The sequence below is a fragment of the Winogradskyella sp. PC D3.3 genome, from assembly GCF_054366245.1.
The window spans coordinates 3,106,749-3,129,852 of the sequence record NZ_CM135962.1; the positions used below are offsets into that span (position 1 = coordinate 3,106,749).

Annotated in this window: 23 protein-coding genes and 2 pseudogenes; 16 read left to right on the forward strand and 9 right to left on the reverse strand. The window is 32.8% G+C overall.

Going from position 1 to position 23,104, the window contains the following annotated elements; translation table 11 throughout:
* Positions 1-2 precede the first annotated feature (2 nt).
* The 4 genes from ACXGSQ_RS13620 to ACXGSQ_RS13635 all read right to left on the reverse strand — a co-directional run bounded on the left by ACXGSQ_RS13620 (position 3) and on the right by ACXGSQ_RS13635 (position 2,652).
* Entirely contained in the window at positions 3-632 is a 630-nt protein-coding gene (locus tag ACXGSQ_RS13620; protein ID WP_458626704.1) for an O-methyltransferase, read from the reverse strand.
* Between the two features lie 92 nt (positions 633-724).
* On the reverse strand, positions 725-1,588 hold the full coding sequence (locus ACXGSQ_RS13625; RefSeq protein ID WP_458626705.1) for a helix-turn-helix domain-containing protein: 864 nt from the start codon (positions 1,586-1,588) through the stop codon (positions 725-727).
* Between the two features lie 183 nt (positions 1,589-1,771).
* Positions 1,772-2,098 (reverse strand): hypothetical protein, encoded by a 327-nt coding sequence (locus tag ACXGSQ_RS13630; protein ID WP_458626706.1) that lies wholly within the window; start codon positions 2,096-2,098, stop codon positions 1,772-1,774.
* A gap of 176 nt (positions 2,099-2,274) precedes the next feature.
* Positions 2,275-2,652 (reverse strand): hypothetical protein, encoded by a 378-nt coding sequence (locus ACXGSQ_RS13635; RefSeq protein WP_458626707.1) that lies wholly within the window; start codon positions 2,650-2,652, stop codon positions 2,275-2,277.
* Positions 2,653-2,812: 160 nt separating this feature from the next.
* Here ACXGSQ_RS13635 and ACXGSQ_RS13640 point away from each other — a divergent pair.
* Positions 2,813-3,034: pseudogene (locus tag ACXGSQ_RS13640) on the forward strand (winged helix-turn-helix transcriptional regulator); the annotation flags it as partial.
* A gap of 112 nt (positions 3,035-3,146) precedes the next feature.
* On the opposite strand, the gene ACXGSQ_RS13645 reads toward ACXGSQ_RS13640, so the two are convergent.
* On the reverse strand, positions 3,147-3,503 hold the full coding sequence (locus ACXGSQ_RS13645) for a 4Fe-4S dicluster domain-containing protein (protein WP_458626708.1): 357 nt from the start codon (positions 3,501-3,503) through the stop codon (positions 3,147-3,149).
* 155 nt (positions 3,504-3,658) lie between these two features.
* Here ACXGSQ_RS13645 and ACXGSQ_RS13650 point away from each other — a divergent pair, with 155 nt between their 5' ends.
* The 9 genes and pseudogenes from ACXGSQ_RS13650 (at position 3,659) to ACXGSQ_RS13690 (ending at position 12,283) form a co-directional block, all read left to right on the forward strand.
* On the forward strand, positions 3,659-4,717 hold the full coding sequence (locus ACXGSQ_RS13650) for an acyl-CoA reductase (protein ID WP_458626709.1): 1,059 nt from the start codon (positions 3,659-3,661) through the stop codon (positions 4,715-4,717).
* Positions 4,718-4,836: 119 nt separating this feature from the next.
* A complete protein-coding gene (gene serC, locus ACXGSQ_RS13655; RefSeq protein WP_458626710.1) occupies positions 4,837-5,898 on the forward strand; it encodes a 3-phosphoserine/phosphohydroxythreonine transaminase in 1,062 nt (353 codons plus the stop codon).
* 137 nt (positions 5,899-6,035) lie between these two features.
* Positions 6,036-6,985 (forward strand): annotated as a pseudogene (locus ACXGSQ_RS13660) (D-2-hydroxyacid dehydrogenase).
* Between the two features lie 107 nt (positions 6,986-7,092).
* Positions 7,093-7,728 (forward strand): DUF937 domain-containing protein, encoded by a 636-nt coding sequence (locus ACXGSQ_RS13665; RefSeq protein ID WP_458626711.1) that lies wholly within the window; start codon positions 7,093-7,095, stop codon positions 7,726-7,728.
* A 214-nt stretch (positions 7,729-7,942) separates the two neighbouring features.
* Positions 7,943-8,380 carry a DUF6146 family protein gene (locus tag ACXGSQ_RS13670; RefSeq protein WP_458626712.1) on the forward strand — a complete coding sequence of 146 codons (438 nt, stop codon included), beginning with the start codon at positions 7,943-7,945 and terminating at the stop codon, positions 8,378-8,380.
* A 49-nt stretch (positions 8,381-8,429) separates the two neighbouring features.
* Positions 8,430-8,924 carry a DUF6787 family protein gene (locus ACXGSQ_RS13675; protein ID WP_458626713.1) on the forward strand — a complete coding sequence of 165 codons (495 nt, stop codon included), beginning with the start codon at positions 8,430-8,432 and terminating at the stop codon, positions 8,922-8,924.
* Positions 8,921-9,262, forward strand: a complete 342-nt coding sequence (locus ACXGSQ_RS13680; RefSeq protein WP_458626714.1) for a hypothetical protein — start codon at positions 8,921-8,923, stop codon at positions 9,260-9,262. The genes ACXGSQ_RS13675 and ACXGSQ_RS13680 overlap by 4 nt, the downstream gene beginning before the upstream one ends.
* A 37-nt stretch (positions 9,263-9,299) precedes the next feature.
* A complete protein-coding gene (locus ACXGSQ_RS13685; protein WP_458626715.1) occupies positions 9,300-11,696 on the forward strand; it encodes a TonB-dependent receptor in 2,397 nt (798 codons plus the stop codon).
* 14 nt (positions 11,697-11,710) lie between these two features.
* Positions 11,711-12,283, forward strand: coding sequence for a type 1 periplasmic binding fold superfamily protein (locus ACXGSQ_RS13690; RefSeq protein ID WP_458626716.1), 573 nt, complete (start codon positions 11,711-11,713; stop codon positions 12,281-12,283).
* 46 nt (positions 12,284-12,329) lie between these two features.
* On the opposite strand, the gene ACXGSQ_RS13695 is transcribed toward ACXGSQ_RS13690, so the two are convergent.
* The gene (locus ACXGSQ_RS13695; protein WP_458626717.1) at positions 12,330-12,608 is read right to left on the reverse strand and encodes a hypothetical protein; all 279 of its coding nucleotides are present in this window, start codon (positions 12,606-12,608) and stop codon (positions 12,330-12,332) included.
* Between the two features lie 103 nt (positions 12,609-12,711).
* On the opposite strand from ACXGSQ_RS13695, the gene ACXGSQ_RS13700 reads away from it, so the two are divergent.
* From ACXGSQ_RS13700 to ACXGSQ_RS13710, 3 genes are all read left to right on the forward strand, one after another.
* The gene (locus ACXGSQ_RS13700; protein ID WP_458626718.1) at positions 12,712-12,894 is read left to right on the forward strand and encodes a hypothetical protein; all 183 of its coding nucleotides are present in this window, start codon (positions 12,712-12,714) and stop codon (positions 12,892-12,894) included.
* Positions 12,891-13,085, forward strand: coding sequence for a hypothetical protein (locus ACXGSQ_RS13705; RefSeq protein WP_458626719.1), 195 nt, complete (start codon positions 12,891-12,893; stop codon positions 13,083-13,085). Before ACXGSQ_RS13700 ends, ACXGSQ_RS13705 begins: the two co-directional genes overlap by 4 nt.
* A 106-nt stretch (positions 13,086-13,191) precedes the next feature.
* On the forward strand, positions 13,192-13,866 hold the full coding sequence (locus tag ACXGSQ_RS13710; protein WP_458626720.1) for an ABC transporter ATP-binding protein: 675 nt from the start codon (positions 13,192-13,194) through the stop codon (positions 13,864-13,866).
* A gap of 12 nt (positions 13,867-13,878) precedes the next feature.
* Here the strand turns inward: ACXGSQ_RS13710 and ACXGSQ_RS13715 are convergent, their stop codons facing one another.
* Positions 13,879-15,111: a DUF3999 family protein gene (locus tag ACXGSQ_RS13715; protein ID WP_458626721.1), complete on the reverse strand. Its 1,233-nt coding sequence runs from the start codon at positions 15,109-15,111 to the stop codon at positions 13,879-13,881.
* Entirely contained in the window at positions 15,095-17,491 is a 2,397-nt protein-coding gene (locus tag ACXGSQ_RS13720; protein WP_458626722.1) for a DUF2339 domain-containing protein, read from the reverse strand. Before ACXGSQ_RS13720 ends, ACXGSQ_RS13715 begins: the two co-directional genes overlap by 17 nt.
* A 402-nt stretch (positions 17,492-17,893) precedes the next feature.
* On the opposite strand from ACXGSQ_RS13720, the gene fumC reads away from it, so the two are divergent.
* The 3 genes from fumC (at position 17,894) to hutI (ending at position 22,132) form a co-directional block, all read left to right on the forward strand.
* Positions 17,894-19,291: a class II fumarate hydratase gene (gene fumC, locus ACXGSQ_RS13725; protein WP_458626723.1), complete on the forward strand. Its 1,398-nt coding sequence runs from the start codon at positions 17,894-17,896 to the stop codon at positions 19,289-19,291.
* 79 nt (positions 19,292-19,370) lie between these two features.
* On the forward strand, positions 19,371-20,798 hold the full coding sequence (locus ACXGSQ_RS13730) for an FG-GAP-like repeat-containing protein (RefSeq protein ID WP_458626724.1): 1,428 nt from the start codon (positions 19,371-19,373) through the stop codon (positions 20,796-20,798).
* A 95-nt stretch (positions 20,799-20,893) separates the two neighbouring features.
* The gene (gene hutI / locus ACXGSQ_RS13735) at positions 20,894-22,132 is read left to right on the forward strand and encodes an imidazolonepropionase (RefSeq protein WP_458626725.1); all 1,239 of its coding nucleotides are present in this window, start codon (positions 20,894-20,896) and stop codon (positions 22,130-22,132) included.
* A gap of 57 nt (positions 22,133-22,189) precedes the next feature.
* On the opposite strand, the gene ACXGSQ_RS13740 is transcribed toward hutI, so the two are convergent.
* On the reverse strand, positions 22,190-23,077 hold the full coding sequence (locus ACXGSQ_RS13740) for a chromosome partitioning protein ParA (RefSeq protein ID WP_458626726.1): 888 nt from the start codon (positions 23,075-23,077) through the stop codon (positions 22,190-22,192).
* Between the last annotated feature and the right edge of the window lie 27 nt (positions 23,078-23,104).

Genomic DNA, 23,104 nt, shown 5'->3' on the forward strand with positions numbered 1-23,104 from the left:
TTTTACCTTTTATTAGTTATGATAATGGCTTTTCCATCGAATTTAGTTTGAAATTGATACTTCTCACTTTGGGCTATTGTACTTAAAAAGACTTTTGTCTCTTTCATATCTGCATTATCCACATAGATTAATGTATTCGCATGAAAATTAGGCTCAAGCATTAAAAATAGAGGGAAACACAAGTCTTTCCAACCATCTAAAATCAATAAATCTATTGCCTCTTTATGATGTTTCAATGTTTCCATGGCATCACCAATTCTAACTTCAATTAGAGTATGGACTCCTGCTTTTTTAAAGTTTTCAATCGCTCGTTTTGCTTTTGTTCTAATGATTTCTGTGGTAATTATATAACCACCTGTCTCCATGACTCCTTGAGCCAAAAACAATGTAGAAACACCAAATGAAGTCCCAAACTCAACAATTCTCTTAAGCCCATTATCTCTTATCAATTGCACCAAATCATTACCTTGAGCTTTTGATATAGAAAGATATACATCCTTAAAATCACTTGGCTCAATTGCACTCAAGTCCCTATTAGCTAAACCTTTAATTAATTTCAAACGATCGTTTTTAGCCTCGCTATATAATTGATTTAACGTTAATTCTATTGTATTGGATTGTTCAACCATCATGGTATTTTAACTTCAAGACAAATTTGAAGATTTACAGAATAACCAGGTAGGTTAATCTTTGACAAAAAATGGTAAATGTGAGAATAAAAGAATTACAACTTCGATTTGAATTGCTTTGGAGTAACCCCCGTACTCTTTTTGAAGAATTTAGTAAAATTAGTAACTTCGTCAAAGCCAATTTCAAAAGCAATCTCCTTTAAACTTTTACTCGTCGTGACTATAGCTCGTTTAGCTTCAAGAATAACATATTGATCAATAAATGCTTTAGCCGTATTTAACGTAAACTCCTTAACCACTTGATTTAAGTGCTTAGTAGAAACAAACATCAACTCAGCGTAATCTTTCACATTTCTTGTTTGGGTATAATTAGTTTCTAACAAATTTTTAAATTGAATAAAAGTCATATAGCCCTTTGAATCGTTATTTTGAAACTTTCCTGCACTAGCCTTACGTTCTAAACGCAGTAAATATAAATTTAATAATGCCGCAACAATATTTTCCTGAGCGTATGTATTCTGTGCTTTAAGCTCAGTAATAAGTTCGTTTAGAAAAATGGTATTAGCTGTTTTATCGCTAAAATCAGGTGACGTTATATGGTAATTATATAAATGTGAAATTATATTTATTGAGGATTTAGAAAAATGGTCGAGCACAAAATCTTCAGTAAATAAAATTAAGAAACCATCATATTGCGCGTTTTTTTGAAAAGCATGCACCTGACCTTTCGCTATTTTTAATACAGTGCCCGCACTGACAGAATAATCTTTTAAATCTATTTGGTGACTTCCTGTCCCCTCAGTAACAATTAATAAAGCAAAAAAGAATATGCGATGCGGCTGCGTAGGGTTGTGATCTAAAATATGAGGAATTCTAGCAAATAGCTTCGTTAGATTTAAAATCTCAAAATCCTTAATATTTTCAGTGTTCTGAAATGATATGTTCGGTATATTCTTCAAATAAAAATTGTAACTATTGAGGCGTTTACATAAATGATTAATCGTTCTATTTCGGTTGCGGTCATTAATAGGAATTCAAAAAAAAATCAACAGCTAAAACTATACATTTTTGACGCCAATAAAAAACCCTAAGTTATATACTCAGGGTTTTTATGATAATTACGTAATAAACAACAAATACGATTAACGCTCTAAAAGCTTTTTAGACACTTTATAAGTTGCCGTATAAGCCAAGTCTTTTTGGCGTTTCTTAAATTCCGAAAATGCTTTTGTGTACCATTTAGGATCTGTCGCTTTCTTTTTATAAGCGTCATTCCCAACGGTATCAAACAATTCACCTTCTAATCTTGGAGCAATAGTATATATACTAAGACCAAAGTGTTCTGCACGTTTAAGTACGGTTTCAAAATCCGATTCTGAAAAATAATGATTCTGCTCTGTGTCAAATCCATCATTAATATTTTCTAAATCCGTAAATATATGTTGTTTTAAAAATTCTGTTTGTTCCATAATATAAGGTAACTTAAGTAATAAAGGTCGGTATTAAAATAAAAAAACTAGGGCTACTGAAACGACTTCAGTATGCATTGACAAAGTTAGTGCTTCTTTATAGTATAGTGATAAACAGCAGTCATTAATTTGAAAAATTAAAAACAATCTCCTCTCTATATATACTTAAAACGTTTCTAGGCTTGAGTTACATGTTTAAATGTTGGAGAACTTTCAGTTATACTACCAACACCCTTCTTATTGACTTTAAAAACAACATCCTTGGCTGTAGTAAATAATAAAACAGATAAAAAAGAGCTTTTTAAATGTGACTTTACTACTGCCAATGCCGCATCTAACGTAAGTTCCTCTTCTATATCCTCAGTTTCTCTTGGTCTAAAACTGTATTTCAGCAACACCTTAAAGTCGTCATCAGAATAAATTGGTCTAATAAATATGTTTTTCAACTCAGGTTTCCCTATGGTTTTGGCCATAGTTAATTTGGCAAAAGTACCTTCTTTAATACTTTCTTTCACTTGTTCCCAGAAAACAATAAATTCATCTTGGTATGTCATAAACTAAAAAAAATAACAGCTATAATGATACTAAATTTTCCGTTAAACACTTAGTAAAACTAATTTATTTTTCTTTTTATTAAAACAAAATAAGAGGCTGTATACTAAAAACCCTACATCATTTTATACGATAGGTATAATTTAAATAAAGTAGAACCTCATAGTTTTATTTCATTTATTAGAAGGCGGTTTACGTTCTGGCCTATTCATCTCTAACAAAATGTTTACACAAACAGTAAGAGAACTAGAAAAGGATGGATTAATTACACACACTATATTCCCCGTAGTTCCACCCAAAGTAGAGTACAAATTAAGTCCTAAAGGCAAATCGCTTAATGCTATCTTAAGACAATTGGATCAATGGAGACTAGATAATTCTAAAAATTCATTAATTAGATTCAATATTATTACATTAACAGCATGCTATTTTAAACAAAAAAATCCTAAGCCAAAGACCTAGGATTTTTAATACTTAAAATGTGTAAGCTATGTTATTAATGACCAACTGGATGCATAAAACGTTGCTTCGCTAATAATTGCTCTTCTGTTTCTACATGATCCTCATCTGGAACACAACAATCTACTGGACAAACAGCAGCACATTGCGGCTCTTCATGGAAGCCCATACACTCTGTACATTTATCTGGTGAAATATAATAAACTTCATCGCTTATCGGCTCTTGCGTCTCGTCTGCATCGACTTCCTTACCATTTGGAAGTACTACTTTTCCTTCTAAACTAGTGCCATCAGCATAACGCCAATCGTCAGCTCCTTCGTAAATAGCAGTATTTGGACATTCAGGCTCACAAGCTCCACAATTAATACATTCGTCTGTGATTATAATTGCCATAGTAATTTCTGTTTTTATTTATCATTAAAAATGAGACTCACCTAATTTTGAAAATTTTAATTATTTATCAAAATCAAACCTTTTGTTGCTCATTTGCTTTGCTTAAATTTGTAGCTGCAAAAATAAAGCCAAAACATCGCATAACCAAACCCATTATGGATTTAGAACAAAGAATTAACGCATTCGTAAAATTAGGCGCATTTTTAAATCAATTTCAACAAAACGAAAGCATAAGAAATGAAAATGTAGAAGCCAATGAATTGTTTTTTGATGGCTTTAAACACCAGCTAAAATTAGCGCAAGAACATAATGGTTGGTTTACTAAACAAAATATTGCTTTTACCTTAAATAACTGGTCTAATGCATTGACTAACAAAAACATTAAGCAATGGATAGATAAGTATGACTTTAACAATGTCAATCCACAAACCGTTGCCATTATTATGGCAGGTAATATTCCTCTCGTTGGCTTTCATGATTTTTTAAGCGTACTTATTTCTGGACATAAAGTCTTAGTTAAACAATCGTCTAACGATAAACATCTATTACCCTTTTTAGCGAAATATTTGGAGATTGTTGAACCCGATTTTAAAGGTAAAATCAAATTTACTGAAGAAAAACTAGAAAACTTTGATGCCGTAATTGCCACAGGAAGTGATAATACGGCACGCTATTTTGAATACTACTTTAAAAACAAACCTTCTATTATTAGAAAAAATAGAAATTCAGTCGCTATTTTAACGGGTAATGAAACTAATGAAGACCTAGAAGCTCTTTCTGATGACATTTTTAGATATTACGGTTTAGGATGTAGAAACGTATCAAAATTCTTTATTCCAAAGGATTATAATTTTGATGCCTTTTTTAACGCTGTTTACAAATGGCATCCTATTATAAATGAATCGAAGTATGCTAATAATTACGACTATAACAAAGCCGTTTATTTAATGAGTGAGTTTGAAATGTTAGAAAATGGTTTTTTAATGATCAAAGAAGATGAAAGCTACGCCTCACCTATCGCCACATTGTTTTACGAATATTATAATAGTCCAACAGAATTACAACAAAAACTAAAAACAGATAGCGATAAAATACAATGCATGGTGGCCAATGGTTTTTCCGATAATGAAATTCCTTTTGGAAAAACCCAGAAACCACAACTTTGGGATTATGCAGACAATGTAGACACTGTTGACTTCTTGCTAAAAATATAGCCTAAAAATTATCAATTTCGCAACAAGTTTTAAGCAATTAATTAGCACCTTTGTATCTGTTCAAAAACTAATAGATTCAGGATTTAGATGTTAAGATCCTGAATTAAATTCATAATAAAATGAAAAAACATAATTTCAGTGCAGGTCCATGTGTACTACCAAAATCGGTAATGGAACAAGCAGCAGCAGCAGTTTTAAACTTTGATGACGGACTTTCTCTTTTAGAGATTTCACACCGTAGCAAACCTTTTGTTGATGTTATGGAAAATGCACGATCCTTAGCTTTAGAATTGTTAGGACTAGAAGGTAAAGGCTATAAAGCTTTATTTCTTCAAGGAGGTGCAAGTACACAGTTTTTAATGGTGGCTTTAAATTTATTAGAAAAAAGAGCTGGGTATTTAAATACGGGAACTTGGGCAGACAAAGCGATTAAAGAAGCTAAAATTTATGATGATATTTATGAAGTAGGTTCTTCAAAAAGTGCAAACTACAACTACATTCCAAAAGGATACGATATTCCTGAAGATTACGATTATTTTCACTGTACTTCAAACAATACTATTTTTGGAACTCAAATGAAAAGTTTTCCAAAATCACCAATTCCAATGGTGTGTGATATGAGTAGTGATATTTTTTCGCGTCAGTTAGATTTTTCACAATTTGATTTAATCTATGCTGGAGCTCAAAAAAATATGGGGCCTGCAGGAACTACGCTAGTGGTTATAAAAGAAGATATTTTAGGAAAAGTATCGCGTAAAATCCCTTCAATGATGGATTACAAAACGCATATCAGCAAAGGAAGTATGTTTAACACTCCTCCTGTATTTGCAGTTTATGTATCTATGTTAACATTACAGTGGCTAAAAGACTTAGGTGGTATTAAAGCAATTGAAGAAGAAAACGAAAAGAAAGCACGTTTAATCTATTCTGAAATTGATTTAAACCCTTTATTTAAAGGCTATTCTGTTAAAGAAGATCGTTCTATTATGAATGCTACGTTTACTTTAGAAAATGAAAATCTAAAGGAAACGTTTGAAGCTATGGTAAAAGAAGCTGGCATTAATGGCATAAATGGTCATAGAAGTGTTGGTGGCTACAGAGCATCTATGTATAATGCCTTATCATTAGATAGTGTAAAAGCACTTGTTGAAGTGATGAGCGAATTAGAAAGCAAAGCTTAAAATACAATTGGAAGTCACAGTATGCAGTTATTGACTCCATTAAAAACAAATAATAACCGTCGTTCTCAGCGAAGTAAAGGCATTAGTTTTTTACGATTGCCTAATCTAACGCCTTAACAATGACAAAATAGAAAATAATGAAAGTATTAGCAAACGATGGAGTTTCTCAAAGTGGAATTAACGCTTTAGAAGCTGCAGGTTACGAAGTAATTACAACTACAGTTGCACAAGAACAACTAGAAAACTATATCAATAAAAACGACATTTCTGTTTTATTAGTAAGAAGTGCAACTACGGTTAGAAAAGATTTAATTGACAACTGCCCTAGCTTAAAAATTATTGGTCGTGGTGGCGTTGGTATGGATAATATCGATGTAGACTATGCGCGTAGCAAAGGCTTAAAGGTGATTAATACCCCTGCTGCATCTTCACATTCTGTTGCAGAATTAGTATTTGGGCACTTTTACGGTTTAGCGCGTTATTTACATAATTCTAATCGTGATATGCCATTAGAAGGAGATTCTAAATTTAAAAATTTAAAAAAGGCTTACGCTAAAGGAACTGAACTAAAAGGTAAAACTTTAGGTATTTTAGGATTTGGACGTATCGGTCAAGCAACCGCTAAAGTGGCTATTGGAGCAGGGATGAAAGTGGTCGCTTTCGATCCTTTTTTAGAAAAGCAAATTTAGAATTAGATTTCTTTGATGGTCAGAAAGTAAATTTTGAAATTGAAACCATTTCAAAAGACGATGTTTTAAAACAAGCTGATTTCCTTACGCTTCACGTACCTGCACAAAAAGATTACGTGATTGACGAAGCAGAATTTAACCTTATGAAAGATGGTGTTATTATTGCCAACGCAGCACGTGGTGGAGTTATTAACGAAGTCGCTCTTGTTAAAGCCATAGAAAGCGGAAAGGTATCGAGAGCCGCATTAGATGTTTTTGAAAAAGAGCCACAACCAGAAATTCAACTATTAATGAATCCGGCATTATCATTAACTCCTCACACTGGTGCAGCAACTAATGAAGCACAAGATAGAATTGGAACAGAATTAGCAGAACAAATTATAACAATTCTAGGTTAAAATTTAAATGTGACCTAATCAAATAAAATGAGTCCTACTATATGTGGGACTTTTTTTTTGTACCTTGAAATGATTATTTTTTTTTAACCTTAATTATATATAACGAAATGGCAGGAATTTTAGATTTATTAAACAGCGATATTGGAAAAACCATTATTAGTGGTGTTTCTGGTTCTACAGGAACAGATCAAAATAAAACAAGTAGCGTCTTAACAATGGCGTTGCCTGTACTTATGAAAGCAATGGAGCGCAATGCTTCTACACCAGAAGGAGCAGCAGGACTTATGAGTGCTTTAAGTAGCAAACATGATGGAAGCATTTTAGATAACCTTGGTGGTTTATTTGGTGGTGGTGTTGACGATAATGTAAAAGATGATGGAGCCAAAATTCTTAGTCACGTATTAGGCAGTAAACAACAAGGTGTAGAACAGGTTATTGGTCAGAAAGCCGGCTTAGATGCTGGTTCTGTAGCCAATATTTTAAAAGTAGCCGCTCCGATTTTAATGGGTGTTTTAGGAAAACAAGCTAGTCAGAGTAATGCAAGTTCTCAATCTGACATCAGTGGCCTTTTAGGAGGGTTACTTGGTGGTAGCAGCACACAAAACGAACAAAGTTTCTTAGAAAAAATCTTAGATGCAGATGGCGACGGAAGTGTTATTGATGATGTAGCTGGTATGGTTTTAGGAGGAAGCAAAAGTTCTGGTGGAATTGGAGGTCTTCTTGGAGGCTTATTTGGTAAGTAAAATTCCTTTTATATACAATTTTAAAGCAGTTCGTGATAACGAGCTGCTTTTTTGTTTTTACAATCCAAACTATTAAAATCGATAGTGTGACGCATCCAAAAGGTTCGTTTACTTAGTTTGAGTTGTAATAATTCCTCTGCTAACGTTATTTTGTGGTGTTAAATCGAAGTAAAACTTTATAAACACAAACATTTTTTTAATATCTTTAATACTTATGAAAAAGATTATCCCATTAATTATTGTCCTCTCGTTAATTGCAAGCTGTAAATCTTACAATTACACCCCAACAATTAATAACGACAATGAACATAGTTTAGTTCAAAGCGACACCGTTTCTATTAGCAGTGATGAAAACGATTACGAAATTATTATTATAGAGCCCGGCTTCAACTCATGGCTATTAAGCACAGCACGACCAGAAGGTTACCACTCACAAGAATGGTTGGAGTCTAGAAATACAATTTTAGTACAAGCATGGAATCAAAGACATTTACAACCACATACCTACGATCCAAATCTATACGAAGTTCGTATCGATTACGATTCTCGTTCGGATTACGGTTACGAAGTCAACTATAAATTATACAATTACTTTCTCTATTTTCAACTCAAATACAAACAACGCTTATCTTCTTTTACACCTAGAATTTAGTTTAATAAACCATCATAATTCACTAATTTTGCAGCACTGAAAAGGTGCTATGGAAAAATTTAAAAAACATTGGGAAATTCAACACAATTGGCAGTTAGTATTTCCCTTTTTTGGTGTAATTATCTTAGGATATTCTGCGTTTAAAATTGCGAATGCTTTTTTAAAAAATTATGGCTTAACTTTAACTATAGTTGTAGCGCTCATTATATTCTTCCTATTCATAAAACTAATTTTAATCCTATTTAAAAAACTAGAAAAGAAGTGGATTCTCGATTATAAATGGGAAATGATCCGCGTTTTTATGGTCTTTGCCGTTACAGGATCATCATCTTTATTTATCGGAAAACCTATTATAAGATTTATTGGAATTACTAAAGAAAACTTAAACTCTACACTTTATTGGTTTTTATATATTATCATTGGTATTATTTTCTATCAAATCCTATTAGTAACTTTTGGATGGCTTTTTGGGCAATTCAAATTTTTCTGGGAGTTTGAAAAGAAAATGCTACGAAGATTCGGGTTTAAACGCTTTTTAGATTGAAAACAAAAACAGTAATAACATCACTATTTAAAACATTAGCAATTATGCTAATGCTTTCGGTGTTGTTGCCTTCTGCTGTAAAATTAACACATGCGTTTAATCACCATACACACGAAGTTTGTGATTCTGATAATGAGCTTAAAACTCATTTTCATGAGTCTGATTTAGATTGTGATTTTTATAAATTCAAACTCATAAACAACTTATTTCTAGTCTGTAACAACTACGAAATACTTACAAAAGTAACAGCGACAGAACAGCTGTCTTCATATTATAATTCTTTAAAAAGTTATCAGCATTCCACACGATTTGTAAGAGGGCCACCTATGGTGAGTTAGAATTCTAATTTTCTAATACTCTCATAAATCTATTTGAATGAAACGAATAATTATTGGCTTAGTTATAGCGATTTCTAGCTTTGGCCATAGTCAGGATTGCAATTATATTTTTTTAGGAGAACTCAAAGATTTTCATGACGGAACCCCTATAGAATCTGCAACAATCTATCAAAAAGAAAATGATCGATATGCTTTCTCAGATTTAGATGGTAAGTTCAAAATTGAAAATTTGTGCGCAGGCCTCCTAACGTTAACCATATCTCACGCTAATTGTGAAACCAAAACCGTAAGTTTTGAAATAAGTGGTGATGCCTTTAAAACCATTTTAATGGAGCACCATATTGAAGAACTTAAAGAAGTTTCCGTAATAGCCCATGTAGATAAAAAGGACACCAAAACAGCCCAAGAAACCGTAATTAAGGAATATACTTTAAAAAAGTATGCTGCATTAAGTATTGGTGACGCATTAAAAGAAGTGGCTGGTGTTTCTTCTATTAATACTGGAAGTTCCATTGTGAAACCTATGATTAATGGGATGCATAGCAGCAGATTAATTATGTTAAACAATAACGTAAGATTACAGGACCAAGATTGGGGAATTGAGCACGCACCTAACATGGATGTTAATGCGGCATCTCAAATCTCTGTAATTAAAGGTTCTGGAGTCTTAGCTTATGGTGGTGATGCTATTGGAGGTGTGGTTATCGCTAACCCAGAACGTGTTTTTTTAAAAGATACATTGTTTGGAAAAACAACACTTAGCGGACAAACTAATGGTAGAGGTTATGCTTTTAACACCAAGTTAAATAAGTATACAAAAAAAGGATGGTTTGCTTCTGTGCAAGGATCGCTTAAACAAAATGGTGATTTTGAAGCTCCAGATTATATATTAACCAATACAGGGTCTAACTCTAAAGGACTTACTTTCCGTGCTGGAAAACAAACCTTTGAATCTGGTTTTGAAGTCTTTTATAGCTACTTAAACAACAAAATAGGTATTCTTAAAGCTTCGCATATTGGAAATATTGAAGACTTAGTTTCTGCCATTAATAGCACAAAACCTTCAGTGATAGAAGATTTTAGTTACGACATAAATGCACCTAAACAAGATGTAACACATCAACTTGCAAAAGCCATGTATTACAAACGTTTTAAAAATTTTGGTAAAGTAAATTTACAATACGACTACCAAAATAACCAACGTTATGAATATGATATTCGTGTAGGAGATGATAGAGATAAAGCCGCTTTAGACCTTAAACTTCAAACCCATACCCTATCTTCAGATATTGTGCTAGATGCCCTTTCTGACTATAAATTGAAGTTTGGAATTATGGGCAGATATCAAAATAATTTTGCAAATCCAGATACAGGTGTAAGACGCTTAATTCCGGATTATGATAAGTATGATTTTGGTATTTATGCTACAGCAGAACATAATTTAAATTCTAAAATGACTTTAGATTTTGGTTTGCGTTATGATTTCAATCGTATTGATGCTAAAAAATATTATTTCACATCACGATGGGAAGAACGTGCTTATGATGAAGACTTTTCGAATCTCATTATTGATGATTTAGGCACGCAATTACTAGTAAACCCTGTGTTTGATTATCATAATCTTTCTGTTTCTGCAGGATTTAACTATCAACTTAATGAGCATAATAGTTTTATAGGAAACTATAGCTTATCTAGTAGACCACCAAATCCTTCAGAATTGTTTAGTGATGGCTTACACCACTCTGCTGCTAGAATTGAATTAGGAGATTTAAATTTAACTAAAGAAACTTCTAATAGAGTTTCTGCTAGTTATAACCACAACTCAAAACAATTTAATTTAACGGCAGAAGCTTTTTATAACCATATTAATGATTACATGTATATAGAACCAACAGGTATTGAGCAAACCATAAGAGGTGCTTTTCCTGTTTGGGAATATTTACAAACAGATGCTGAGTTATACGGTATCGATTTAAGTGCAGACTATACTATAAATGAGCATTTTAATTTTTCAAATAAATCATCTTACACGGTAGGAAATGATATTAAAAATGATAGAACGCTTATAAATATACCTGCATTTAATACCCGAAACAGTATAACTTATAGTAACGATTGGAAACAATTTTCTGCGTCTCTGACGAGTGATTGGACTTTTGAACAAACCAAATATCCAGATAATAACTTTGAAACTTACATCGCTTCTACAAACGAAACTGTTTTAGTCGATATAAGTACACCTCCAAGTGCTTATCAATTGTTAAATTTTTATTCTGAAGTGACTTTAGAAACTTCAAATAAAACCAATCTTAATATTGCGCTTAGTGTAACTAATTTATTAGACACTAACTATAGAGCTTACTTAAATCGCCTTCGTTATTTTGCTGATGACTTAGGAAGAAATATAATGCTACAATTACAATTTAACTATTAAAAAAAAATTCAAACATGAAAACAATTAAATTTTTATTTATTACCGTATTAAGTTTATCTGCATTAACATCTTGTTCATCTGATGATGACACACCAGAAGCTGTAAATGAAGAAGAAATCATCACAACAGTTCGTTTAGAATTAACATCAGCTAATGGTGATGTTGTAGTTCTTCAAAGTCAAGATTTAGATGGAGATGGACCAGATGCACCTGTTTTTTCTATTGAAGGAACTATTTTAGCTGACACAGAATATACAGGAGAAACTAAGTTTTGGAATGAACTTGAAAGTCCTGCTGAAGATATTACTGAAGAAGTATTAGAAGAAGGCGTTGATCACCAAGTATTTTATACATTTACGACTAACAATGCTAATAGTAGTGTAACTTATACTGATATAGATGATAATGGTAACCCTATCGGCTTATCAACGACATTTAATTCTGGTGCTGCTTCAACAGGTAATACAGTAGTTGTTACTTTAAGACATGAACCAACAAAAAGTGCTGACGGTGTTAGCACTGGTGACATTACAAATGCAGGAGGCGCAACAGATGCCAACGTAACATTTACATACGATGTAAACTAAAACTTAGTTTAAACTAAAAAAAAGCACTCCATTCGAGTGCTTTTTTTTATGCTTTTATTTCTGGTGTATCTTTTTTTATAAGGTAAGTATAAAACCACATTAGTGTAAATGTTGGTATTACGTCAAAGCCTGGCAAGGCCTCTTCTACAAAACTAATGACTCCAGCTATTTTTCCTGCCTTTCCTGCATATAATCGTGTCATTAACCAAGCAGAAATTGGTGCCCATACAACATCTGAAAATTCACCGATTCCGGGAATGATAAACGAGACCATACCTAAAGCGTCTAAAAGCAAACCAATCCCTAATTTTTTGTATTTATTCATATAGTGTATTAATTACTAACTTATTTAAAGCAACAATTATTCCAAAAAAAGGGCCTTGTCATGTTTGTATTAAACCTTTTATGGTATAAACCTGCATTCTTTATTGCTTCTACTGACCTTATTAGGTTTTACCAATACAAGTATTGCTCAAGATAAAAAATTAATAAACATACAACGAACACCGCAATCTCCTAAATTAAATGGCCTTTTAGATGATGCCACTGGTTTTGTTTCCAATAGACCAGAAATTGGAAAAATAGCCTCAAAAACAAACGCACCAAAGTGAGAACAACCTACGATGATAAGGCTATTTATGTTGCAGCTTATCTTTATGACGACCCTTCAAAAATAATGAAACAACTTACCAATAGAGATAACTTTGGTCATACCGATTACTTTATATTAGTACTAAACCCTAATAACGATGCTCAAAACGACACTTCGTTTTACGTTTTTAGTTCTGGTCAGCAAGCCTAGGCTTCAATATTTTATTGACTTTAATGGAATTAAATCTGTTTTGAATCCTAATAAATCTGAATCTTAGTTTTGTAAAATTAGGGATTAAGTATTACTTTCACATTGTATGAGTAAAACCGTTATTTCCGCAAAGCAGATTAAGAAAGCCTATAAAGATCTTCAGGTCTTAAAAGGGGTTGACCTAACTATTACCGAAGGTGAAATTATTTCAATTGTTGGTGCTTCTGGTGCTGGTAAAACCACACTTCTTCAAATTTTAGGCACTTTAGACAAACCCGATTATAAACCAGGTACTGAACTGGTTATAAATGATCAATCGATAAAAACACTAAACGATAAAGCTTTAGCGAAGTTTAGAAATAAAAATATTGGTTTTATATTTCAGTTTCATCAGTTGCTACCCGAGTTTTCTGCTTTAGAGAATGTATGTATTCCTGCGTTTATTAATAACACACCGAAAGCAGATGCCGAAAAGCGCGCTATTGAGTTATTAGATTATTTAGGACTAAAGGATCGCATTCATCACAAACCTAATAGTATGTCTGGAGGGGAGCAACAACGAGTGGCTGTCGCTAGAGCGTTAATTAACAACCCGAATATCATTTTTGCTGATGAACCTTCTGGGAATTTAGATAGCGAATCTGCAGATCAACTTCATAATCTATTCTTCAAACTTAGAGATGAGTTTAATCAAACCTTTGTCATCGTTACACATAACCAAGAATTAGCAGAAATGGCAGACCGAAAGTTGACTATGGTTGATGGGAAGATCTTAGGATAATAATAAAAGAGACTAGCTCTTCTTTAGCATCTTCAATGTAAAGCCTCCAAGAATTAAAATCACAACAGTTATAATTCCCCAAAGCCAATACTTATTTTCAAATAGTGGTTGTAATTTTTGATGTTTTGGCTTCATTATAAATTGCTCCTTGCCTAGGGTTAGAGCTTTTAAGTCTTTAGGAATTTTAGTTTCAAACTTAGCAATGTCATAATTTGGTATTCTCGCTGCAGGCTTACCATAAACCAACATATAATCTGCTGGTTCTGTAAATCGTCCCACTAATTGATGCTCGTAACCTTTTACAGAAATATCTTTTAGGTTCAGTGGCTGATTATCCCCATTATAAATTGTTATTCTTAGATGTTTAACAATGGTATTCGGAACTTTAAAACGATTGGCTTCAAGCGAGTTTAGTGTCGCATTTTTAAGCGTTCTATAGGTATATTTCCAACCTTTTTCGGTTTTTACACTATCACTTTTATATTCAATTTTTAAAGGCCTGTAATAATCAAACGTATTAGCAACATCAATATCTAATTGGCTTATAGATACCGATTGTTCTAAGTCTAAATTAATAGTGGTCGCTTTTTGCTTCTTGTCGTCTATAGTTACAATGGTCTTAATGACATGATTTACAAAGCTTCCCTCTGTAATTTCATATTTAATAAGTTCTGCTGATATTAATTCTGGTGAATCATTTTGCTTTACTAAAAGTCTAAAAAAACGGTATTTAGCATCCGGAAAATCAAGCCTTGTAAATTTAAAATTCGTCGTTTCATTTTTAATAGACATAATTCTATAATCTTCAAGAATTGTAAACCATTCTTGTTGATTTTGACTGCCTTGCAATTCTATCCTCCAATCAAAATTTTGCTCCTTAAAATTTAGATGAATCTGATTAATAATATCCTCAGAATTTAACTGAAAGGTAAAATAATAGCCATTCGCTCCTTTCGTTTTATTAATGATATCAAATGGTATCGTTTTACTAACGACCTTTTCAGAAAGCACTTGCAACAAATACGGGGCCTCAATGCTATCGCTTTGAGCTGTGATTCCATAAATTCGAAGGTCTGACAAATCCGATTTCAGCTTTCCAAATACCGGTTTTGGCAAAGAGATTTTATGCCACTCGTCATTCACTTCATTAAGTGCCCTTTTATAATTATAAGTTTCTATTTGAGCAGCACAAAATGTGGTACAGCCTATAAGAAACCCTATAAATAACCTAGTTGTTAACGTCATCTGAAATTTGATTTTTGTATTTATTGTATAAAAACGAAATAATTAAAAGTAACACACCAAGAGACACAAACACTATGGTTTTAGAAATGGTATTTAGATGTACAATATCGTAAAAGAAGAGTTTTATTAAAGTTATGCCAAATAAAGCCATGCCTCCAATTCGTAAATAAACTTTGTTTTTCCAAATGCCAAACGCAATTAACAAGAACGAATACACACCCCAAAGTATGCTCAACCCTAGTTTATACGATTGCGTCGATTCAGACAAATGCATCCAATGAATAAACTCACTACTCAACACCCAAAGCATGGATACATGAAGTATGATATCGTATGCTATTTTATAGCCTTTGGTAATCCCTTCGCGTTTAATAAATTTATAACACGTCGATAAAGCAAGTGCTAAAAAGATAAAACAGACATAGCGAATCCATAAATAAAAGCTGCTTTGAGCAAAATATTCCGAAGGATTCATATAACTTTCTCTGAGATCACTCAATGCTAATAACCCTTGCGTTAAAAACACAAATATGGTGATTACAGTTAGACCTAATATGATTTTCTCTAATAATTTATGTTTTATAAACTTGAAATTAATGAAAGAGAATAAGGTCACAAATAATAAAGAATAATTAAGAACCCAAATGGTTTTAAAATCTCTTAAATCATAATTAAAGATGGACTCCCTGTTATGCTCTTGAGTTGTGATGGATAAGTTTGTAGTATGATACAATTGATCCCAATACATTTCAATTTCTAATCTAAAGGCATAGTAAGCACTAAACACTAATATCGAAGGAATAGCATAAGCAAGCAATCGGTACCAAATTGAAGTCGGCTTTAAAGCAGACGTATAGTCCTCTTTTCTAGACAACCAAACAATAACTCCAAAGGCAGAAACAAATAATAACGAGGTTAGGAAATGACTATTAGCAATAAAAGTCAATTGATCTTCTACATCCAAACCGTAATAAGCACTATAGGCAAAAGACCAATCTTGCAAAAGACTTATAAAAGCTAAAAGCATTAGCGGGTACGCTAATTTTTCGTAAACCTTAATACCTTTGGTTCTACCCAACCAAAATAATAAAGCCGCTTCACTTACCCATAAAAGCGTCACCCAATTACCATCTAATTGTACCGGAATTGTAATTGTAATAAAAACCAACACCATTGCGGATGCTAAATAAAACAAGTTTTTATCCCCCAGTTTGTTCTTATAAAATATAACACTAACAATAAAATGAATAACCGCATTACCAAGTGTAAACAAACCTAAAAGCTGCGAACCAATACTATCTTCATTAAGCGTAGCATAACCAAATCCAAAAAATAAAAATGAATTAAGGAGTAACAATACAACATCACTCGTTTTAAACGCTTCTTTTCTCAGCATTTTATAGGCTAAAAATGTGATGTAAAAAATAATAAAGAATAAACTCAAAAAAGTTAAAGCTAAACTAAACTGCTCGTCTTCATAGTATTCAAAAAAGAACCATGATCCATAGATCAACCATGTAAACATAAAGGCTGAATAGTATAATGATTTCCAATATTTTTTAAATGAAAGTACTAATATGCCAATATTAATAATCACCATGTAACTAAATAAAACCGCCACTTGTCCAGAACCATTACTCAGTAAAAACGGCACAGCATAAGCTCCTACGAGCCCAATATGCGCAATCACTTGCTTATTATAACTTATGGCAGCAACCACTGTAAAGGTGGTGAAAATTACCATGAGTGCAAACGCAAAAACCTGAGGTATTAAATCGTAAAAACTATAGGCAAAAAAGGTGATAAAATATAGGATTACAATAGAACCGCTAACCAAAACAGCACTATAAGACTCATACTTTTCTTTCAATTTAATACCAAATCCTAATAAGCCAATGGCTGTTAAATAACCAAGAATAATTCGCGTTAAAGGACTGATTAAATCATTTTCAATCGAGTATTTAGCACCAATAGCAACTCCAATAATAGTGATAATAATTCCAATTTTATTAAGAATATTTTCACCTATAAACTTCTCTAAGCTCGATTTTTCTTTAGGCTTTTGTTTAGTAATAATGTCTTCTTGCGCCTCAATAAACGTATTTTGATTATTGGTCTCTTTAATTGATTGAGGTACTCGATCAATAGATTGGCTAGCTTGAGTAATCGTATTTACAGGAAGTTCTACCTCCTTTTTAGGGAATACTTCTGGTTGTATGTCCTCCTTATTTGGAATCGGTTTGTCTTCAACAGTACCCGATTTTAAGTGATACAATTCCTCTTTTAAACTATTAATTTCAGAAGAAAACTCGGCTTGCTTTTTAAAAAGCAGTTCCAATTTATCAATTAATTTATCAATAAGTTCTTGATTTGTTGCCATATGCAGTTGATTTGGTCATCGTTTTTAACAAAAAGACGAAGCTAAAATAGTTTTAAAAAACTGAACGGTCAACTTTGTGCTTTGAAGTTCTCTTTTTTTACCCCTTTTTAAAGACGCTATTGTATTACGGTTTTTCAATTGCACCAAGCCCAAAGGCAATATACATTTAACCGTTTTAAATAGCATAAATTCAATATAACTACCCAATACTCATTGTGCATTCTTTTTTAATGATGACTTAGAACCTCATAAATCCATAAAAACAGCATTGATAAAACGATGTCGAAATATTTATATAACTTATTAACTATTTGAATTAAAATCGGTTCAAATAAAACCTTAGATATTATCATATAAACTAACAAAACCTTTAATTTTGTAATGCAATAAAAAAAAGTACACATGAATTATCGAATAGAAAAAGACACCATGGGCGAGGTTAAAGTACCTGCCGACAAACTTTGGGGAGCACAGACAGAACGCTCTCGTAACAACTTTAAAATTGGAGCTTCTGCCTCAATGCCATTAGAGATTGTATATGGTTTTGCTTATCTAAAAAAAGCAGCAGCTTATACCAATTGTGAACTAGAGGTTTTATCAAAAGAGAAGCGTGATTTAATTGCACAAGTTTGTGATGAAATTTTAGAAGGCAAGCATAATGATCAATTTCCTTTGGTAATATGGCAAACTGGTTCTGGTACACAAAGTAACATGAACGTTAATGAAGTAATTGCTAACCGTGCTCATCAAATTGCTGGAAAAGTTATAGGTGAAGGCGAAAAAACAATTCAACCTAACGATGACGTTAATAAATCGCAATCCTCTAACGATACATTTCCAACAGGAATGCATATTGCGGTGTATAAGAAAGTGGTTGAAACGACTATACCAGGAGTTATTCAGTTACGTAATACGCTTCATAAAAAAGCACAAGAGTTTAAGACTGTTGTAAAAATTGGTCGTACTCACTTAATGGATGCTACACCGTTAACTTTAGGTCAAGAATTCTCGGGTTATGTCTCGCAATTAGATCATGGATTAAAAGCCTTAGAACATACCTTAGCACATTTAAGCGAATTAGCTTTAGGTGGAACCGCTGTTGGAACAGGATTAAACACACCTGAGGGCTATGATGTTTTAGTTGCAAAATATATTTCTGAATTTACAGGATTACCTTTTGTTACGGCTGAAAATAAATTTGAAGCTTTAGCGGCTCACGATGCTATCGTAGAAACACACGGTGCTTTAAAATTATTAGCGGTTTCTTTAAACAAAATAGCTAACGACATTAGAATGATGGCTTCTGGACCGCGTTCTGGAATTGGTGAAATTATCATTCCTGCTAACGAACCAGGTAGTTCAATTATGCCAGGAAAAGTAAATCCAACACAATGTGAAGCCTTAACAATGGTTTGTGCACAAGTTATGGGTAACGATGTAGCCATTTCTGTTGGTGGTACACAAGGCCATTACGAGCTTAATGTATTTAAACCAATGATGGCAGCTAATATCTTACAGTCGGCTCAACTTTTAGGGGATGCTTGCGTTAGCTTTGAAGAACATTGTGCGAGTGGCATAGAACCTAATCACCAAGTGATTAAAGAATTATTGAACAACTCGTTAATGTTAGTTACGGCGTTAAACACTAAAATAGGCTATTACAAAGCTGCCGAAATTGCAAATACAGCACATAAAAATGGTACGACCTTAAAAGAAGAAGCTGTGAATTTAGGGTATGTTACTGCTGAAGATTATGACGAATGGGTAAAACCAGAAAACATGGTGGGCACTTTAAAATAACGACCAAACACCAAAATCATCGTTAAAATGCATTATTTTAGAATTAATTATTATATTCGTACAAATAAATTGAAACATTATGAAGAAAACACTACTCATGTTTATACTAGTTTCTGGAATCAGTAATTTAAACTACTCACAAGATTGGGTACTAAAGAACATTGATCCAGACACAGGAGACGAAGCATATGAAATTGATTCTGGTGATATTGATGGTGATGGTGATATTGATATTGTAATGGCAACTTATAATTACAATGAAGGTGTCCCAGATCAAGATTATATCAAATGTTATTTAAACGATGGAACTGGTAATTTCCCAATTCAAATTACGGTATCATCAACCATTAGATGGGTGGATGGCTTAATTTTAGCAGATGTTAATGAAGATGGAGCTGCTGATATCGTGGCAACATCCGCAATCCAAAATAAGTTAGTTTATTACTTAAGTTCAACTAGTATGGACGCTTCTTATGTGTATACAGAAACGGCTATTGATAATTCTATTGGTGGACCAGGACAAGTGATTGCTGGTGATATCAATGGTGATAATCACATCGATTTAATTACACCGTCTTATAATAACAACAGAACGCAATGGTATTCTGGTGATGGTTCTGGTAATTTTACTGCCGAATCAGATATAGAAAGTGGTACGTCAGACGGTCCTTATTATGTTGATGTAGCTGATTTTGATGCCGATGGTGATTTAGATGTTTTAGTTGGTTTTTATAATACCGGATCATTAGAAATATATTACAATCAATTTGATGGTTCAGCCCCAGATCCTACTTCAACCGTTTCGTGGATTAAAGATACGGAAACGGTAGATACTGGAAGTTCTTTTCTGTTAAGTGTTGCGTTTGCAGATGTAAACAATGATGGTACTATGGATGTTGTTAAACTAGATAACCTCTCAGGTGATGTAAAATGGTTTAATAAAATAAAAAATGGTACATCAACAGCAACTACAGTTTCTGACGCAAGTATTATGGCAAGACCTGGAGCTTTTTTAGTTACAGATATTGACGAAGATGGTTTAAATGATTTTATATTAACAGATTACGGATCTTCAGATGATGCTATTATTTGGTTTAAAGGAGCTGCTGATGCATCTCCAAGTGCTACACCGCAATTAATAATAGAGAACAACCATCAAATGTTAGATATTACGGCCGCTGATTTTGATGGCGATTCTGATATTGATATCGCTGTAGTAGGAAATCATAGTGATACCGTAGAATGGATAGAAAATATACTTAATGGATTAAGTGTTGATGTTTCAGAATTAAATACAATTAACATCTACCCTAACCCAGCGAAAGATGTCTTAAATTTTGAAGGCTTCAACAAAAGTATTACCGTTTCCGTATTTAATGTCTTAGGAAAACAAATATTAGAACAGAAATTAAACAATGGGGAAACCCTTAATGTTTCTGAATTACAAACAGGTGTCTATACCATAAAAATAGATAACAAATTAACTTCAAAATTTATTAAAAGTTAAAATATTACTATTAAAAACATTTGAAACGCTAGTAAATTGTTACTAGCGTTTTTTTTGTTCAAAAAAATAGCAATCTTTACAAAAATAGCAACACGATGTCTCTACTCATTACCAACATTAAACAACTCATTCAAGTTCATGACTATAACACCACCATTATTAAAGGTAGTGCTATGAAAAAGTTACCAATTATTGAAAATGCATATCTCTATATAGAGAATGATACGATAATTGAATTTGGCAACATGGAAGATTGCGAGGGGTTTGATGCTGAAACCGTTATTGATGCAACGGGTAAATTAGTTTTACCTTCTTGGTGTGACTCTCATACGCATATTGTATATGCAGGTGATAGAACCTCTGAATTTGTAGACCGAATAAATGGCCTGTCTTATGCCGAAATAGCCAATAAAGGTGGTGGAATTTTAAATTCCGCTAAAACACTTCAAGAGACCTCTGAAGAGGAGTTATTTGAACAATCCATAAAACGATTGAATAAACTCATTGCAATGGGAACTGGAGCTGTAGAAATAAAAACAGGCTATGGCTTAACCGTGGAAGCAGAATTAAAAATGCTCCGCGTTATAAAACGTATGAAACAAGAAAGTTTAGGTGTCATTATACCAACGTTACTAGCGGCTCATGCGATTCCTGAAGAATTCAAAACAAAGAAAGAAGACTATATAAAATATATCACAGAAGACTTAATTCCTAAAGCGGCAGAGTTAAACATTACTAATTATGTTGATGTATTTTGTGAAGAAGGTTATTTTGATATAAACGATACTGAAGCCATATTAAAAGCTGGTGAAAAATTCAATTTACGACCTAAACTTCATGTTAACCAATTTAATATTCTAGGAGGTATTGCTCTTGGTGTAAAATACAACGCTTTATCTGTAGATCACTTAGAAGAACTTAATGATGATGACATTGAAGCATTAAAAGGAAGTGAAACCATACCTGTTGCCTTACCTGGTTGCTCCTATTTTTTAAGTATTCCGTATACACAAGGTCGTAAGATTATCGATGCCGGTTTGCCTTTAGCTATCGCTACAGATTACAATCCAGGATCTTCACCTAGTGGTAATATGAATTTTGTAGTTAGCGCGGCTTGCGTAAAACTAAGATTAACTCCAGAAGAAGCTATAAACGCAGCAACTGTAAATGGAGCTTATGCGATGGGAATAAGTAATATGTATGGAAGCATAACTCGTGGTAAAAAAGCAAATCTCATCATAACAAAACCAATGAATCATTATAGCGAAATACCCTATGCCTTTGCTCACAATCCTGTTGAGCAAGTCATCATTAATGGTCAAGTCTTAAAATAAAAAAAATCCAGAAGTTAACCTTCTGGATTTTTTTTACAATCGATTAACAATTGAGGTTTACTTTAATTCAAACTCTGAAGTAGAAATTAATGCTTTATCACTAAACACATTAACGGTGTAACGTCCTTTTTCAAATTTAGAATCCTCTAACTCATTGATATATTCGCAAATGTTTAAGTTTCTATTCTCGTAGTTAAATCGACTAATTAAACTGTAGTTTAAAACGTCATCCTCAAATTCAATCTGATCGTTAGAACCTAATACATTATTTTTAGGATCGATAACTTGAACATATAATTCTTTATCTCCACTTTCGGTTAGCATATTTTTTGCCACTGTAAAACACACTTTTATTTTATCACTTCTACTTGCGCGTTCTGTTGGTATTTGTTTACCACTATTTCTTTCTATAACTCCCATACCAACTAAACCAACGGTTTGTAATGCCGCCGCATCTTTAACTACTGTGGCGAGCTCTGTATTTTGTACTAATAATGAATCGGTAAACATGGTACGCTCAGCCAATTGAATTTGTGTACTATCTAATGATGACGCTAAATATTGGTTTTCACCTTTTAAACGATCGTTCTCAGTTAACAAAATATCCATCTCTTCTTGCAAAGCCATGTATTTTTTCTTGTAGCCCCATAAACTACCAACACTATTTTGAGATACTTTTAAAGAATCCATTAAACCTTGAATACGTTCTCTAGCAGCAATTAAATCTTGATTTTTAATTTCATTTTCAGCAATAGCTTCGTCATAATCTTTTGCCATATTATTAAGATCATTCAAGACTTGCTTCTTTTCACTCATTAATAATTTTTCATTCTCTTGCTTCTCGCTGTAAAGTTTAGAAGTGTAAAATGCAGTGACTAAGAATAATACTAATAATATGCCTAATCCTACCTTTAACCCTGTACTTGATTTTTGTGAACCTTCCATAAATTGTTTGTTTTAAGTATTGTTAAT

What these genes read in the sequence shown, in the direction of transcription:
- ACXGSQ_RS13635 (WP_458626707.1), bottom strand. Translation starts at nt 2,652, where the DNA reads ATGACATACCAAGATGAATTTATTGTTTTCTGGGAACAAGTGAAAGAA.
- serC (WP_458626710.1), top strand. Translation starts at nt 4,837, where the DNA reads ATGAAAAAACATAATTTCAGTGCAGGTCCATGTGTACTACCAAAATCG.
- hutI (WP_458626725.1), top strand. Translation starts at nt 20,894, where the DNA reads ATGTCTCTACTCATTACCAACATTAAACAACTCATTCAAGTTCATGAC.
- ACXGSQ_RS13710 (WP_458626720.1), top strand. Translation starts at nt 13,192, where the DNA reads ATGAGTAAAACCGTTATTTCCGCAAAGCAGATTAAGAAAGCCTATAAA.
- ACXGSQ_RS13645 (WP_458626708.1), bottom strand. Translation starts at nt 3,503, where the DNA reads ATGGCAATTATAATCACAGACGAATGTATTAATTGTGGAGCTTGTGAG.
- ACXGSQ_RS13620 (WP_458626704.1), bottom strand. Translation starts at nt 632, where the DNA reads ATGATGGTTGAACAATCCAATACAATAGAATTAACGTTAAATCAATTA.
- ACXGSQ_RS13695 (WP_458626717.1), bottom strand. Translation starts at nt 12,608, where the DNA reads ATGAATAAATACAAAAAATTAGGGATTGGTTTGCTTTTAGACGCTTTA.
- ACXGSQ_RS13670 (WP_458626712.1), top strand. Translation starts at nt 7,943, where the DNA reads ATGAAAAAGATTATCCCATTAATTATTGTCCTCTCGTTAATTGCAAGC.
- ACXGSQ_RS13650 (WP_458626709.1), top strand. Translation starts at nt 3,659, where the DNA reads ATGGATTTAGAACAAAGAATTAACGCATTCGTAAAATTAGGCGCATTT.
- ACXGSQ_RS13630 (WP_458626706.1), bottom strand. Translation starts at nt 2,098, where the DNA reads ATGGAACAAACAGAATTTTTAAAACAACATATATTTACGGATTTAGAA.
- ACXGSQ_RS13715 (WP_458626721.1), bottom strand. Translation starts at nt 15,111, where the DNA reads ATGACGTTAACAACTAGGTTATTTATAGGGTTTCTTATAGGCTGTACC.
- ACXGSQ_RS13720 (WP_458626722.1), bottom strand. Translation starts at nt 17,491, where the DNA reads ATGGCAACAAATCAAGAACTTATTGATAAATTAATTGATAAATTGGAA.
- ACXGSQ_RS13685 (WP_458626715.1), top strand. Translation starts at nt 9,300, where the DNA reads ATGAAACGAATAATTATTGGCTTAGTTATAGCGATTTCTAGCTTTGGC.
- ACXGSQ_RS13690 (WP_458626716.1), top strand. Translation starts at nt 11,711, where the DNA reads ATGAAAACAATTAAATTTTTATTTATTACCGTATTAAGTTTATCTGCA.
- fumC (WP_458626723.1), top strand. Translation starts at nt 17,894, where the DNA reads ATGAATTATCGAATAGAAAAAGACACCATGGGCGAGGTTAAAGTACCT.
- ACXGSQ_RS13675 (WP_458626713.1), top strand. Translation starts at nt 8,430, where the DNA reads ATGGAAAAATTTAAAAAACATTGGGAAATTCAACACAATTGGCAGTTA.
- ACXGSQ_RS13730 (WP_458626724.1), top strand. Translation starts at nt 19,371, where the DNA reads ATGAAGAAAACACTACTCATGTTTATACTAGTTTCTGGAATCAGTAAT.
- ACXGSQ_RS13665 (WP_458626711.1), top strand. Translation starts at nt 7,093, where the DNA reads ATGGCAGGAATTTTAGATTTATTAAACAGCGATATTGGAAAAACCATT.
- ACXGSQ_RS13740 (WP_458626726.1), bottom strand. Translation starts at nt 23,077, where the DNA reads ATGGAAGGTTCACAAAAATCAAGTACAGGGTTAAAGGTAGGATTAGGC.